12 protein-coding genes are annotated in these 13,525 nt (G+C 60.0%); 7 read left to right on the forward strand and 5 right to left on the reverse strand.

The window, feature by feature from the left end; genetic code table 11:
* Positions 1–92: 92 nt before the first annotated feature.
* The 3 genes from prpC to AEQ67_RS15195 all read right to left on the reverse strand — a co-directional run bounded on the left by prpC (position 93) and on the right by AEQ67_RS15195 (position 3,002).
* Positions 93–1,220, reverse strand: coding sequence for a bifunctional 2-methylcitrate synthase/citrate synthase (prpC, locus tag AEQ67_RS15185; RefSeq protein ID WP_059404636.1), 1,128 nt, complete (start codon positions 1,218–1,220; stop codon positions 93–95).
* A 175-nt stretch (positions 1,221–1,395) separates the two neighbouring features.
* Entirely contained in the window at positions 1,396–2,286 is an 891-nt protein-coding gene (gene prpB / locus AEQ67_RS15190) for a methylisocitrate lyase (protein ID WP_059404637.1), read from the reverse strand.
* Entirely contained in the window at positions 2,283–3,002 is a 720-nt protein-coding gene (locus AEQ67_RS15195) for a GntR family transcriptional regulator (RefSeq protein ID WP_177333652.1), read from the reverse strand. Before AEQ67_RS15195 ends, prpB begins: the two co-directional genes overlap by 4 nt.
* Positions 3,003–3,304: 302 nt before the next feature.
* Between AEQ67_RS15195 and rloA the strand changes: the two genes are divergently transcribed.
* The 4 genes from rloA to pabB all read left to right on the forward strand — a co-directional run bounded on the left by rloA (position 3,305) and on the right by pabB (position 7,917).
* Complete coding sequence (rloA, locus tag AEQ67_RS15200; protein WP_059404639.1) at positions 3,305–3,841, forward strand: retropepsin-like aspartic peptidase RloA; 537 nt, start codon at positions 3,305–3,307, stop codon at positions 3,839–3,841.
* A 5-nt stretch (positions 3,842–3,846) separates the two neighbouring features.
* Positions 3,847–5,382 (forward strand): osmotic stress tolerance membrane protein RloB, encoded by a 1,536-nt coding sequence (rloB, locus tag AEQ67_RS15205; RefSeq protein ID WP_059404640.1) that lies wholly within the window; start codon positions 3,847–3,849, stop codon positions 5,380–5,382.
* Positions 5,382–6,368: an alpha-L-glutamate ligase-like protein gene (locus tag AEQ67_RS15210; RefSeq protein WP_059404641.1), complete on the forward strand. Its 987-nt coding sequence runs from the start codon at positions 5,382–5,384 to the stop codon at positions 6,366–6,368. The genes rloB and AEQ67_RS15210 overlap by 1 nt, the downstream gene beginning before the upstream one ends.
* Before the next feature lie 211 nt (positions 6,369–6,579).
* Positions 6,580–7,917, forward strand: a complete 1,338-nt coding sequence (gene pabB, locus AEQ67_RS15215; protein WP_059404642.1) for an aminodeoxychorismate synthase component I — start codon at positions 6,580–6,582, stop codon at positions 7,915–7,917.
* A 105-nt stretch (positions 7,918–8,022) separates the two neighbouring features.
* Here the strand turns inward: pabB and thrH are convergent, their stop codons facing one another.
* Positions 8,023–8,640 carry a bifunctional phosphoserine phosphatase/homoserine phosphotransferase ThrH gene (gene thrH / locus AEQ67_RS15220; RefSeq protein ID WP_008027341.1) on the reverse strand — a complete coding sequence of 206 codons (618 nt, stop codon included), beginning with the start codon at positions 8,638–8,640 and terminating at the stop codon, positions 8,023–8,025.
* 173 nt (positions 8,641–8,813) lie between these two features.
* On the opposite strand from thrH, the gene AEQ67_RS15225 reads away from it, so the two are divergent.
* From AEQ67_RS15225 to AEQ67_RS15235, 3 genes are all read left to right on the forward strand, one after another.
* A complete protein-coding gene (locus AEQ67_RS15225; RefSeq protein WP_008027340.1) occupies positions 8,814–9,554 on the forward strand; it encodes a phosphoadenylyl-sulfate reductase in 741 nt (246 codons plus the stop codon).
* A gap of 570 nt (positions 9,555–10,124) precedes the next feature.
* Entirely contained in the window at positions 10,125–11,666 is a 1,542-nt protein-coding gene (locus AEQ67_RS15230; protein WP_059404643.1) for an NCS1 family nucleobase:cation symporter-1, read from the forward strand.
* A 57-nt stretch (positions 11,667–11,723) separates the two neighbouring features.
* Complete coding sequence (locus tag AEQ67_RS15235) at positions 11,724–12,452, forward strand: aspartate/glutamate racemase family protein (RefSeq protein WP_059404644.1); 729 nt, start codon at positions 11,724–11,726, stop codon at positions 12,450–12,452.
* A gap of 132 nt (positions 12,453–12,584) precedes the next feature.
* Here the strand turns inward: AEQ67_RS15235 and AEQ67_RS15240 are convergent, their stop codons facing one another.
* Positions 12,585–13,508, reverse strand: coding sequence for a LysR family transcriptional regulator (locus tag AEQ67_RS15240; protein ID WP_059404645.1), 924 nt, complete (start codon positions 13,506–13,508; stop codon positions 12,585–12,587).
* Positions 13,509–13,525: the final 17 nt, after the last annotated feature.

The following is a 13,525-nucleotide window of genomic DNA, read 5'->3' on the forward strand; positions in this document are numbered from 1 at the left end:
TTTATGTCGAATGTGACTCCGTCATCGCGGGCAAGCCCGCTCCCACAGGGATTTGCGATATGTTCAAATCCCTGCGTCGGCGTCCCCACCATTCAGCGTTGTTCGATTGGCACGAACTTGCGCTGTTCGACGCCGACGTACTCGGCGCTTGGGCGGATGATGCGGTTGTTGGCACGTTGTTCGAACACATGCGCGGCCCAGCCGGTCAGGCGCGAGCAGACGAAAATCGGTGTGAACAACTTGGTCGGGATGCCCATGAAGTGGTACGTCGACGCATGGTAGAAGTCGGCGTTCGGGAACAGTTTTTTCTGTTCCCACATGGTCTTGTCGATGGCTTCGGAGACCGGGAACAACACCGTGTCGCCCACTTCCTCGGCGAGTTTTTTCGACCAGCCCTTGATCACCTCGTTGCGCGGATCGTTGTCCTTATAGATCGCGTGGCCGAAGCCCATGATCTTGTCCTTGCGCGCCAGCATGCCGAGGGTGCCTTCGACCGCCTCTTGCGGCGAGCTGAAGCGCTCGATCATTTCCATCGCCGCTTCGTTGGCGCCGCCGTGCAGCGGACCGCGCAGCGAGCCGATGGCAGCAGTGATGCAAGAGAACATGTCCGACAGGGTCGATGCACACACCCGCGCGGTGAAGGTCGAAGCGTTGAACTCGTGTTCCGCGTAGAGAATCAGCGAAACGTTCATCACCTTGACGTGCAACTCGCTCGGCTTCTTGTCATGCAGCAGGTGCAGGAAGTGGCCGCCGATGGACTGTTCGTCGCTCACGCAGCTGATGCGCTTGCCGTCGTGGCTGAAGCGATACCAGTAAGTCATGATCGCCGGGAATGCGGCCAACAGGCGGTCGGTGACGTCGTGTTGTTCGGAGAAGTCTTTCTCCGGTTCGATGTTGCCCAGGAACGAGCAACCGGTGCGCATCACGTCCATCGGGTGGGCGTCGGCGGGGATGCGTTCCAGCACTTCTTTCAGCGCTTGCGGCAGGTCACGCAGCTTGCTCAGCTTGCTCACGTAGGCGGCGAGTTGTGTTTTGGTCGGCAGTTCACCGTACAGCAGCAGGTAAGCCACTTCTTCGAATTGTGCGTCAGCCGCCAATTCGCGAACGTCGTAGCCACGATAGGTCAGACCGGCGCCCGACTGGCCCACGGTGGACAGTGCGGTTTGCCCGGCAACCTGGCCACGGAGCCCGGCGCCACTGAGTACTTTTGCTTCGGCCATTGCTGTCTCCAGTTTTTGAATTTGTTAGGGAATCGGCAAATTTTGTTTCATCAGGTTATTGGGGTGTTGCCGAACAGATCGCAGCCTCGTTGCATTCGACAGCGCCTACAGGGACCTCGTCGGCAACACCCCTGTAGGAGCTGTCGAGCGAAGCGAGGCTGCGATCTTTTGATCTTCATTTCTTGGCAGCAAACAACGCATCAAGCTTCTGTTCGAAGGTGTGGTAGTCGATGCGATCGTAAAGCTCCATGCGGGTCTGCATGGTGTCGATGACGTTCTGTTGCGTGCCGTCGCGACGGATCGCGGTGTAGACGTTTTCCGCGGCTTTGTTCATCGCGCGGAAAGCCGACAACGGGTACAGCACCAGCGACACGTCGGCAGCGGCGAGTTGCTCGGTGGTGTACAGCGGGGTCGCGCCGAATTCAGTGATGTTAGCCAGGATCGGCGCTTTCACGCGGCTGGCGAACAGCTTGTACATTTCAAGTTCAGTGATGGCTTCCGGGAACACCATGTCGGCGCCGGCCTCGATGCACGCCGCGGCGCGATCCAGTGCAGATTCCAGACCTTCCACCGCCAGGGCATCGGTACGGGCCATGATCACGAAACTGTCATCGGTGCGCGCATCGACGGCGGCCTTGATCCGGTCGACCATTTCCTGCAGCGACACGATCTCTTTATTAGGACGGTGACCGCAGCGCTTGGCGCCGACCTGGTCTTCGATGTGGATCGCCGCGGCGCCAAACTTGATCATCGACTTGACGGTGCGCGCGACGTTGAACGCCGAGGAACCGAAACCGGTGTCCACGTCCACCAGCAGCGGCAGGTCGCAGACGTCAGTGATGCGGCGCACGTCGGTCAGCACGTCGTCCAGGCTGGTGATGCCCAGGTCCGGCACGCCGAGGGAGCCGGCAGCCACGCCGCCACCCGACAGATAGATAGCCTTGAAACCGGCGCGCTTGGCCAGCAGCGCATGGTTGGCGTTGATCGCGCCGACCACTTGCAATGGATGCTCGCTGGCGACCGCATCGCGGAAACGCTGGCCTGGAGTGCTCTTGTTCAAACTCATGACTCACCTCGTTCAGTGGCTGTCGGGTTAGCGCCGTCCTGGTAATGACGGGCGATATTGCGTTTGGAGGCGCCGATGTGGCGGCGCATCAACAACTCGGCCAGTTCACCGTCGCGGTCGGCAATGGCATCGAGAATTCGGTGGTGCTCGGCAAAGGCCTGGCGCGGCCGATTGGGCGTGGTGGAAAACTGGATGCGGTACATGCGCACCAGTTGATACAGCTCGCCGCAGAGCATTTGCGTCAGGGTGCGGTTGCCGCTGCCCTGGATGATTCGGTAATGAAAGTCGAAATCGCCTTCCTGCTGGTAGTAACCGACGCCGGCCTGAAACGCCGCATCGCGCTCGTGGGTTTCGAGGACCCGGCGCAGCTCGTCGATTTCTTCGAGGGTCATGCGTTCGGCTGCCAGGCGGCAGGCCATGCCTTCGAGGGACTCGCGGATTTCGTAGAGTTCCAGCAGTTCGGCGTGGTTGAGCGACACCACCCGCGCCCCGACGTGCGGCACGCGAACCAGCAGGCGCTGGCCTTCCAGACGGTGGATCGCCTCACGCAGCGGCCCGCGGCTGATGCCATAGGTGCGCGCCAGTTCCGGCTCGGAGATCTTGCTGCCCGGGGCGATCTCGCCCTTGACGATGGCCGCCTGAATGCGGCGGAACACGTTCTCGGAAAGTGTTTCCGAATCGTCTTGAGCAATGACCGGGGGATCGAGTTGATCCAGCATATTGTCGACACCTTGAAAGCTGATGCCGCAAAAACTAGCGAATACAGGGCAAATAGTCAAAGAGAAAATCGGTATTGTCGACAATCGTCTAATAACCGCCTGCACCATAACGAAGCAGCACCTCTGTTTATAGCCGCCTGCCAGCGCTGGCGCCACAAACCCACCGTGCTAGAATGCCGCCCGCATTTGTTTGTGACATCTGCACTGCTTGTCATAAATAGTTGATAGGCATACGAGGGAGCTTGCGCAGCGATGCCAGGGCCTTGAATCGAAACACGGACCGCTGCGCACCAGGATTTATGAGACTCAAGCCCTTCCCCGCTTTCCTTTATCTACTGTGCCTGCCCGGTGTTGCCGCGGCGGGGGAAAAGACCGTGTATGGCCTCAACGAGTACGCTTCTTTGGACGGCATCGCCCTGGAAGTCGCCGCCAAACTCGACACCGGGGCGAAAACCGCTTCCCTGAGCGCCCGTGACATCAAACGCTTCAAACGCAATGGCGAATCCTGGGTGCGCTTTTATCTGGCGATCGACGCAGCCCATTCGCACCCGATCGAGCGCCCACTGGCCCGCGTCAGCAAGATCAAGCGCCGGGCCGGCGACTACGACCCGGACGAAGGCAAGAAGTACACCGCCCGTCCGGTGATCGAACTGGATATCTGCATGGGTTCGGCTTTACGCAGCATAGAAGTGAACTTGACTGACCGCAGCGCCTTCCAATACCCGCTCCTGATCGGCTCCGAAGCGCTCAAACGCTTCGATGCGCTGGTCGACCCCAGCCTTAAATACGCTGCTGGCAAACCCGCCTGCGCCACCGACGCACATACCGCAGAGTAATTCCAATGCGCTCTCTTACCCTCCACCTGAAGTTCCTGATCGCCATCCTGGTGGTGCTGGGCATTTCAGTTACGGCCTATCAGATCTTCGTGCTCGGGATTCCCGTCACCGAAGACGCTACTGACGACTTGTGGAACATCGACGCCAAGGTCGAGTTCGTCGCCAGTGCCAAAGACCCGGTCAAGATCCAGATGTTCGTGCCGCCGCTGAGCCGCGATTACGTCAGCCTCAACGAGAGTTTCATCTCCAATAACTACGGCGTGGCCGTGAACCGTGTCGACGGCAACCGCAAGGTCACCTGGTCGGCACGTCGGGCCAAAGGCAACCAGACCCTGTATTACCGCCTGGTGCTGACCAAGCGCTACTCCGGTGAAAAGCTCAAGGTCAAAGGTCCGACCTTTCGCGACAGTATCGCCGTCGAAGGCGCGGAAAAAATTGCCGCCGAAGCCCTGCTCGCGCCAATCCGCCAACACTCGGCCGACGTCGAAACCTTCATCGGCGAAGCGATCAAGCGGGTCAACAACCTCAACGACGACAACGTGAAACTGCTCCTGGCTGGCGATCCGGCCACCGCCAACAAAGCCAGGATCGTCGAGTTGGTACTGTCGATTGCCCACGTGCCGGTGGAGAAGGTCCACACCATCCGTCTGGTGGCCGACCAACCGCAAGTCCCGGAACTCTGGCTGCGCAGCTTCAACGGCACCGACTGGCTGTACTTCAACCCGGAAACCGGCGAACAGGGCCTGCCGACCGACCGCCTGCTGTGGTGGACCGGCGATGAAAACCTGATCACCGTCGATGGCGGCAAGAAAGCCACCGTCACGTTCAGCATGAACAACAGCGAAATGAACGCCATTCGCCTGGCCAAGCTGACCGACGAAAACACCGACGCCAACTTCCTCGAATACTCGCTGTACGGCCTGCCGCTGCAAACCCAGCAGACGTTCATGATCATGGTGATGATCCCGATTGGCGTGCTGGTGATTCTGATCCTGCGCAACCTGATCGGCATTCAGACCCTCGGCACCTTTACGCCGGTACTGATCGCCCTGGCCTTCCGCGAAACCCAGCTCGGCTTCGGCATCGTGCTGTTTACCATCATCACGGCGCTGGGGCTGTCGCTGCGCTCCTACCTTGAGCACTTGAAGCTGCAGATGCTGCCGAGGCTGTCGGTGGTGCTGACCTTCGTGGTGGTGCTGATCGCGACGATCAGCCTGCTCAGCCATAAACTCGGCCTCGAACGCGGGTTGTCGGTGGCACTGTTCCCGATGGTGATTCTGACCATGACCATCGAACGCCTGTCGATCACCTGGGAAGAACGCGGTTCCGGCCACGCCATGAAAGTGGCGATCGGCACGCTGTTCGCGGCGTCCCTGGCGCACCTGATCATGACCGTGCCAGAGCTGGTTTACTTCGTGTTCACCTTCCCGGCGATCCTGCTGATCCTGGTGGGTTTCATGCTGGCCATGGGTCGCTATCGCGGCTACCGCCTGACCGAACTGGTGCGCTTCAAGGCTTTCCTCAAGAAGGCTGACGCCTGATGTTCGGTTTCTGGAAAACCTGGAAGGCCCTGGAAGCCCGGGGCATCATGGGGATCAATCGGCGTAACGCAGACTACGTACTCAAGTACAACAAGCGCAGCCTGTACCCGATTGTCGATGACAAGATCATCACCAAGGAGCGCGCCATCGCCGCCGGCATTCACGTGCCGGAACTGTATGGCGTGATCTCCACCGAGAAGGAAATCGACAACCTCGACGAGATCATCGGCGGGCGCAACGACTTCGTGATCAAGCCGGCCCAGGGCGCGGGCGGCGACGGCATCATTGTGGTGGCCGACCGTTTCGAAGGCCGCTATCGCACGGTGTCCGGCAAGATCATCAGTCACGAGGAAATCGAGCACCATATCTCGAGCATCCTCACCGGCCTCTATTCGCTGGGCGGACACCGGGATCGCGCGCTGATCGAATACCGCGTGACCCCCGACCAGATCTTCAAGAGCATCAGCTACGAAGGCGTCCCGGATATTCGCATCATTGTGCTGCTGGGCTATCCGGTGATGGCCATGCTGCGGCTCCCCCCCCGCCAGTCCGGCGGCAAGGCCAACCTGCACCAGGGCGCCATCGGCGTCGGTGTCGACCTGGCGACAGGCCTGACGTTGCGCGGCACCTGGCTGAACAACATCATCACCAAGCACCCGGACACCACCAACGCGGTGGACGGCGTGCAACTGCCTTACTGGGACGGTTTCATGAAACTCGCCGCCGGCTGTTATGAGCTGTGCGGGCTGGGTTACATCGGTGTCGACATGGTGCTGGACCAGGAAAAAGGCCCGCTGATTCTTGAGCTCAATGCCCGGCCGGGGTTGAACATTCAGATAGCCAATGATTGTGGCCTGACGTTGCGCACCCATGCGGTCGAGGCGCGGCTGGAAGAGTTGAAGGCGCGCGGCGTGGTAGAGACGGTTGAAGAGCGCGTGGCGTTTGTTCAGGAAATGTTTGGGCATATTCCGGCGGTTGAGGGTTGATCCAAGAAGGAGCCCATCCTGTAGGAGCTGTCGAGTGCAACGAGGCTGCGATCTTTTGATCTTGGCTTTCTTAAAATCAAAAGATCGCAGCCTCGTTGCACTCGACAGCTCCTACGGGGTAAGTCGGCTTGTGAAGACAATCCCCTCTAGGAGCAATTCCCCGAGGGGACTACAATCGCTCCCCCGCCACGATGGCTGATCTGCCCCGCCCATGTTGACCTGTTCCGTACCCCCGCTCCCCTATCGCGCCAACCCCGCCGAGTACTTCGCGGCGATTCGTCATGCCCCCGGCGCCGTGCTGCTCGACAGTGGCCGGCCGATCGCCGATCGCGGTCGCTACGACCTGCTGAGTGCCTGGCCGCTGGAGCAATTGGCCGTGTTGCCGGATGAAAGCGGTGACGATTTCCTGCAACGCCTTCGTGTCAACCTGACTCGACTCGGCGAAGCGAGCGTTCCTGAAGAACTGCCGTTTGCCGGCGGCCTGATCGGTTACCTGAGCTACGACTTCGGTCGGCAGCTGGAAAACCTGCCGAGCCAGGCGCAGGACGACCTGCAATTGCCCGACGCACGCTTCGGGCTGTACGACTGGGCGTTGATCAGCGATCACCAATTGATGACCAGTCAGTTGGTGTTCCACCCAAAGCTGCCCGAGACTGAGCGTCAGCGCCTGATCGTGCTGTTCAGTGAGCCAGCACCGGCCTCCATCAAGCCTTTTAAACTGAACGGCCCGATGAGCGCCGATTTGAGCGCTGAGCAGTATCGTCAGGCGCTGGAGCGCATCCAGAATTACATCCAGGCTGGCGACTGTTACCAGGTCAACTTCGCCCAGCGTTTCCGCGCGCAGTGCCAAGGTGATCCGTGGGCCGCGTATGTCGCGTTGCGGGCGGCGTGCCCGACACCGTTTTCCGGGTTCCAGAGCTTGCCCGACGGCGGCGCGGTGTTGAGCCTGTCGCCGGAGCGTTTCGTCAAAGTCAGTGAACGTCATGTCGAAACCCGCCCGATCAAAGGCACCCGGCCGCGTGGGCTGACCCCGGCAGAAGATGCGGCGAATGCCGCCGAACTGCTGGCCAGCCCCAAGGATCGCGCGGAAAACCTGATGATCGTCGACCTGCTGCGCAACGACCTCGGTCGCACCTGCCGCATCGGCTCGGTGCGAGTGCCGGAATTGTTCAGTCTGGAAAGCTACCCGAACGTGCATCACCTGGTGAGCAGCGTGACCGGGGAATTGGCGGATGACCGCGACGCGCTGGACCTGATCGCCGGCAGTTTTCCGGGCGGTTCGATTACCGGGGCGCCGAAGATTCGCGCGATGCAGATCATCGACGAGCTGGAGCCGACCCGACGCGGGTTGTACTGCGGTTCGTTGCTGTACCTGGATGTACGCGGCGAGATGGACAGCTCCATCGCCATTCGCAGCTTGCTGGTCAAGGATGGGCAGGTGTGTTGCTGGGGCGGCGGCGGGATCGTCGCAGATTCCGAGTGGCAGGCCGAGTATCAGGAATCGATCACCAAGGTGAAAGTGCTGCTCGATACCCTGCAAAACCTGTAGGAGCGAGCTTGCTCGCGATGGACGTCAACGATAACGATGAACGCCTGACACACTGCGGTGCCATCGGGTTCATCGCGAGCGAGCTCGCTCCTACAGGGTTTCGGTTTACAGGCTTAGGGCGCGGTTGGAGGCCTTGATGAATTCTTGCTTTAGATCTTCAAACGTATGCACCGCCGGGAATTGCGGGAACTCGCGAATCACGTTATCCGGGGCATGGAACAGAATCCCTGCATCGGCCTCGCCCAGCATCGTGGTGTCGTTGTAGGAGTCGCCCGCCGCGATCACCCGGTAGTAGAGGCTCTTGAAAGCCAATACCGACTGACGCTTCGGATCTTTCTGACGCAACTGATAGCTGGTCACCCGCCCGGCATCGTCGGTAATCAGACGATGGCAGAGCAAGGTCGGGAAGCCCAGCTGACGCATCAGCGGCTGGGAAAACTCGTAGAACGTATCCGACAGAATCACCACCTGAAAGCGCTCGCGCAGCCAGTTGACGAACTCGATGGCACCGTCCAGCGGCTTGAGCGTGGCGATCACTTCCTGGATGTCGGTGAGCTTCAGGCCGTGTTCATCCAGAATCCGCAGGCGCTGTTTCATCAGCACGTCGTAGTCGGGGATGTCCCGAGTGGTGGCCCTGAGGGATTCGATCCCGGTTTTTTCGGCGAAGGCGATCCAGATTTCCGGGACCAGTACACCTTCAAGATCCAGACAGGCAATTTCCACAAGACACTCCCATTTGTATTGATTATTGAGTCGAGCGAGCAAAAAGATTGCCGAACTCTAGCGACTCGGGCTGGCCTGCGCAACGCACAGGGCGCGCCAGTTGCCGCAGGTTTTTGTTACCATCAAGGCCATATAGAGCGCCCAGCGCCACCGACCTGTAGGAAGCCGCCCTGATGAGCCCAACGTTCGACGTCGTGGAACTCGCCACGACCTATGCCAACAAATCCGCCCAAGACATCCTGAAACTCGCATTCGCCGAGTTCGGCGATGACCTGTGGATATCTTTCAGCGGCGCCGAGGATGTGGTGCTGGTGGACATGGCCTGGAAGCTGAACAAGAACGTCAAGGTTTTCAGCCTCGACACCGGCCGCTTGCACCCCGAGACCTACCGCTTCATCGATCAGGTGCGCGAGCACTACAAGATCGACATTGAGTTGGTGTCACCGGACTACACCAAGCTTGAACCGTTCGTGAAGGAAAAAGGCCTGTTCAGTTTCTACAAGGATGGCCATGGCGAATGCTGCGGCATCCGCAAGATCGAGCCGCTGCGGCGCAAGCTCTCGGGCGTCACCGCTTGGGCCACCGGCCAGCGCCGGGACCAGAGCCCCGGCACTCGCAGCGCCGTAGCCGTGCTGGAAATCGACACCGCGTTCTCCACGCCGGAGCGCACCCTGTACAAATTCAATCCGTTGGCGCAAATGACCAGCGAAGAGATCTGGGGTTACATCCGCATGCTCGAGCTGCCGTACAACAGCCTGCATGAGCGCGGCTTTATCAGCATTGGCTGCGAGCCGTGTACCCGCCCTGTGCTGCCGAACCAGCACGAGCGTGAAGGCCGTTGGTGGTGGGAAGAAGCGACGCAGAAAGAATGCGGGTTGCATGCGGGCAATATCATCAGCAAATCCAAGGCATAACCTCCCGCTCTGTGAAATCCCCTGTGGGAGCGGGCTTGCCCGCGATGGCGATCTTTCAGTCACATTGATACTGAATGTGCCGACTCTATCGCGGGCAAGCCCGCTCCCACAGGTTCTGTGTCCAACTTATAAATGTGTACACAGAAATGTCACCATAGGTGCCATTTATGTGTGCACTTTTCGTTTCTACGCCCCAAAAAGTTACATCCTCGTGTCCTGACTTCCTCAGTCAGACTTTCCTGCAAATCCCGCTTAAAAATAAATACCTGTTCAATCGGTCAATTTATATTGCCTGTATTTCAACAAGTTACAGAACAATCATAACGAAACGAAATTACCGACGAAATTCATAGACCGGGAACTGGCACAGATCTGGCTTAAGTGCATACATGTTTTGTATACAATAATTATCAAAACATACACACACTTTAGATCCGCAAGCCTGAAGCGCCCTATCCCGTACAGGCTGCAGATGCCCCGTAACCAATGATGCTTATTGCCCGCGACGAAGATTTGTCGAGCCCATGCTCATGCACAGTCATCGCGACGCCAAGCTCGGAGCCTGCCGGAATGCGTACTAGCCTCTCCAATAACAACATCGCGCTGGATCTGCCCTCCTCCCACCCTGTTTCCGTCACTCACGATCAAACGTATCAAGCACCGGTGGTGCTCAGCCCCCGACTGCACAACAAGGACCTGGCGCCGACGAAGGCCGAAGGTCGGCGTTGGGGTCGCTACAGCATCTTTGCCCTGTGGACCAATGACGTTCACAACATTGCCAACTACTCCTTCGCCATCGGACTGTATGCGTTGGGGCTGGGCGGCTGGCAGATTTTGCTGTCCCTGGGGATCGGCGCGGCGCTGGTGTACAGCTTCATGAACCTTTCCGGTTACATGGGCCAGAAGACCGGCGTGCCGTTTCCGGTCATCAGCCGGATCAGTTTCGGCATTCACGGGGCGCAGATTCCTGCGCTGATCCGCGCCATTATCGCTATCGCCTGGTTCGGGATTCAGACGTACCTGGCGTCGGTAGTCTTTCGCGTGCTCCTGACAGCGGTACATCCGGGCTTCGCCGACTACGACCACAATTCGATACTCGGTTTGTCGACCCTGGGTTGGGTGTGCTTCGTGGCGATCTGGTTCGTGCAACTGGCGATCCTCGCCTACGGCATGGAAATGGTGCGACGCTACGAAGCCTTCGCCGGGCCGGTGATTCTGCTGACCGTCGCGTCCCTCGCCGGGTGGATGTATTTCCAGGCCGATGCAACCATCGCCTGGTCGATCCGCGAACCACTGACTGGCGGCGAGATGTGGCGCAACATCTTTGCCGGCGGCGCGTTGTGGCTGTCGATCTACGGCACGTTGATCCTCAACTTCTGCGACTTCGCCCGCTCTTCGCCGTGCCGCAGGACCATCAAGGTCGGCAACTTCTGGGGCCTGCCGGTGAATATTCTGGTGTTCGCCAGCATCACCGTCCTGCTCTGTGGCGCGCAATTTCAGATCAATGGCCGGATCATCGAAAGCCCGACGGAAATCATCGCTTCGATCCCCAATACCTTCTTTCTGGTCCTTGGTTGCCTGGCGTTCCTGATCGTCACCGTGGCGGTGAACATCATGGCCAACTTCGTTGCCCCGGCCTTCGTGCTCAGCAACCTGGCGCCGAAATACCTGACGTTCCGCCGTGCCGGCCTCATCAGCGCGACCATCGCGGTGCTGATCCTGCCGTGGAACCTCTACAACAGCCCGCTGGTGATCGTGTATTTCCTCTCCGGCCTCGGCGCCCTGCTCGGCCCGTTGTACGGGGTGATCATGGTCGACTACTGGCTTGTACGAAAAGGTCAGGTCAACGTGCCGCAGTTGTACAGCGAAGACCCTAACGGCGCCTATTACTACAGCCGTGGGGTCAATTTACGTGCCGTAGCGGCGTTCATTCCTGCGGCGCTGATCGCCATCGTCCTGGCGCTGGTGCCGGGTTTCCACAGCGTATCGCCGTTCTCCTGGCTGATTGGCGCCGGCATTGCCGGCATGCTCTACCTGATCATCGCCAAGCGGCAGCCGCATTACGCCGACGTTAGCGGTGAATCCATCGCGGTTGATAACGTCTGCCATTAATCCCACGGCGGCCCGGCACCGTCGGGTCGCAGAACCACCCCGCTATAAGGACTTCCCATGCGTATTCTCGTGGTCAACGTCAACACCACCGAATCCATCACCCAGGCCATCGCCCCCCAGGCTCAGTCCGTGGCCGCGCCCGGCACGGAAATCGTCGGCCTGACGCCTTACTTCGGTGCTGACTCCATCGAAGGCAATTTCGAAAGCTACCTGGCCGCCATCGCCGTCATGGACCGGGTCATGGCCTACGACCAACCCTTCGACGCGGTGATTCAGGCCGGTTACGGTGAGCACGGCCGCGAAGGGTTGCAGGAGTTGCTCAACGTGCCGGTGGTGGACATCACCGATGCCGGCGCCAGCACCGCGATGTTCCTTGGTCATGCCTATTCGGTGGTCACCACCCTCGACCGCACCGTGCCGCTGATCGAGGATCGCCTCAAGCTGTCCGGGCTCTGGGACCGCTGCGCATCGGTTCGGGCCAGTGGTTTGGCGGTATTGGAGCTGGAATCCGATCCCGAGCGTGCGCTGGAGGCGATTGTGCGTCAGGCGGAATTGGCGGTGCTTGAGGACAAGGCCGAGGTAATTTGCCTGGGCTGCGGCGGGATGGCCGGGCTGGACGAGCAGATTCGTCGGCGCACCGGTGTGCCGGTGGGGGGTGGCGGGACGGCGGCGGTGACGGTTGCCGAGTCGCTGGGGCGGTTGGGGTTGTCCACTTCCAAAGTGCGGACGTATGCGACACCGCGACCGAAAAACATCATCGGTTGGCCGGGGCGGTTTGGGCGGTAGACCGCGTTATCGTTCATCGCGGGCAAGCCCGGCTCCCACAGGATCTGCGTCGTTTACATTTCTGATGTACACCACAGAACCTGTGGGAGCCGGGCTTGCCCGCGATGGCAGCACCTCAGTCCCAAGCCAAACTCAGATAGCACTAAACCGCTGCCCCAACCCCTGCTCCGCAAACTGCTCAATAATGAAATCCACAAACGCCCGGGTCTTGCCCGGCAACAGTTTGTGTTCCGCGTAATAGATAGAAATGTTGCCATCGTCGACGTACCAATCGGGCAACACCCGCGGCAAAGTCCCCGCCTCCAGATACCCCGAAGCGAACGGCATGCTCACCAGCGCGATACCCAAGCCCTGAGTCGCGGTCGCGCACGCGGCTTCCGAATCACTCATGGTCATCCGCGCCGTGAGCGTCAATGGACTGTGTTGCCGGGTGCGACTGGTCAACTGCCATGAACGCACGCGACCGGTCTGCGGTGACCGAATGAGGATGCCATCGTGAAGCTTGAGATCATCGGGCTCGACGATCGCCTCACGCCCCGCCAGATAATCGGCCGAGGCCACCAACACCCGATGGGCCGGGGTCAGCTTGCGCGCCACCACGCCCTGAGGCAGCTCGAATCCGCCACCAATCGCCGCATCGAAACCCTGGGCAATCAGGTCGACCTGACGATTGTCGAAATGCCAGTCCGGATTGATCGCCGGAAAACGCCGTAGAAACTCCCCGAGCAACGGCACCACGTACAGGCGCCCGAACACCGTGCCCATGCTGACTTTCAGCGTGCCGGCCGGTCGCCCTTCGGCGCTGGCCAGATTGGCCACGGCATTCTGGATCGTGTGCAGGCTGGCGCTGACTTCGCCGAGAAACAGCTGACCGGCCTCGGTCAACGTCAGGCTGCGGGTGCTGCGCTGAAACAGCCGCACACCCAACCGCGCCTCAAGCTTGGCGACGCTCTTGCCCACCGCCGCCGGGGTCAGACTCAGGCGGCGCGCGGCTTCGGCGAAGCTGCCGACCTCGGCACTGCGCACGAAGCATTCGATACTGCTGAAGGTTTCCATAGGCGTTACTATAAACT

The organism is Pseudomonas sp. RIT-PI-q (genome assembly GCF_001297125.1).
Classification (GTDB): domain Bacteria; phylum Pseudomonadota; class Gammaproteobacteria; order Pseudomonadales; family Pseudomonadaceae; genus Aquipseudomonas.

Coding starts and splice junctions, on each gene's coding strand:
- prpB (WP_059404637.1), bottom strand. CDS start 2,286: ATGAGTTTGAACAAGAGCACTCCAGGCCAGCGTTTCCGCGATGCGGTC.
- AEQ67_RS15225 (WP_008027340.1), top strand. CDS start 8,814: ATGAGCCCAACGTTCGACGTCGTGGAACTCGCCACGACCTATGCCAAC.
- AEQ67_RS15230 (WP_059404643.1), top strand. CDS start 10,125: ATGCGTACTAGCCTCTCCAATAACAACATCGCGCTGGATCTGCCCTCC.
- AEQ67_RS15210 (WP_059404641.1), top strand. CDS start 5,382: ATGTTCGGTTTCTGGAAAACCTGGAAGGCCCTGGAAGCCCGGGGCATC.
- rloA (WP_059404639.1), top strand. CDS start 3,305: ATGAGACTCAAGCCCTTCCCCGCTTTCCTTTATCTACTGTGCCTGCCC.
- prpC (WP_059404636.1), bottom strand. CDS start 1,220: ATGGCCGAAGCAAAAGTACTCAGTGGCGCCGGGCTCCGTGGCCAGGTT.
- pabB (WP_059404642.1), top strand. CDS start 6,580: ATGTTGACCTGTTCCGTACCCCCGCTCCCCTATCGCGCCAACCCCGCC.
- AEQ67_RS15235 (WP_059404644.1), top strand. CDS start 11,724: ATGCGTATTCTCGTGGTCAACGTCAACACCACCGAATCCATCACCCAG.
- rloB (WP_059404640.1), top strand. CDS start 3,847: ATGCGCTCTCTTACCCTCCACCTGAAGTTCCTGATCGCCATCCTGGTG.
- AEQ67_RS15240 (WP_059404645.1), bottom strand. CDS start 13,508: ATGGAAACCTTCAGCAGTATCGAATGCTTCGTGCGCAGTGCCGAGGTC.